This window comes from Dietzia sp. SYD-A1, assembly GCF_015356725.1.
Taxonomy (GTDB): domain Bacteria; phylum Actinomycetota; class Actinomycetes; order Mycobacteriales; family Mycobacteriaceae; genus Dietzia.
Genome location: NZ_JADDKI010000476.1, coordinates 1 through 480, shown reverse-complemented (window position 1 = coordinate 480; position 480 = coordinate 1). Strand labels below are relative to the sequence as shown.

The 480-nt window shown below is 69.8% G+C and carries 1 protein-coding gene; it reads right to left on the bottom strand.

The window, feature by feature from the left end; genetic code table 11:
* On the bottom strand, window positions 1-231 hold a 231-nt coding region (locus tag IY392_RS15830), incomplete at its 3' end, for a nuclear transport factor 2 family protein (protein ID WP_194861728.1).
* Window positions 232-480: the final 249 nt, after the last annotated feature.

Below are 480 nucleotides of genomic sequence, written 5' to 3'. Positions count from 1 at the left end.
GGCGCCCACGGCGAGGTGGTGGATCTCCGCGTCGAAGTCCACGCTGCCGCCCAGGGCCGACAGCGCCTTGACCACATCGCGCTTGCCCCGGATGGTGGGGAGCCCGATGTTGGCCCACCACACGTCCTCGGCGAGCAGCTCGGAGGCGGTGGTGACGTCGCCCGAGACGAGGGCGTCGAAGAAGGTGCGGACCACGACGTCGGAGTCGAGCTTGGTGGTGGTGGTAGCCATTGGACCACGGTAACCGCCCCGGTCCGATCTGTGCGGCCGGAACGCCCGGCCTCAACCGACTTGTGCGTGCCGAGTGGTCCCTTGCGCCCGCGTACCCGGGCGGAATGCGCGTAGGCAGGGGTGGGCAGGGCGCAGAGTTCCGGTGATGCGGACGGCGCGCGCAGTTCTCGGTGGGGCACGCGGGCCATCGACGATGTGCGGGATCTGGACAGCTCAGCCGGATCTGTGGCTGGCACGATGAGCCTCATG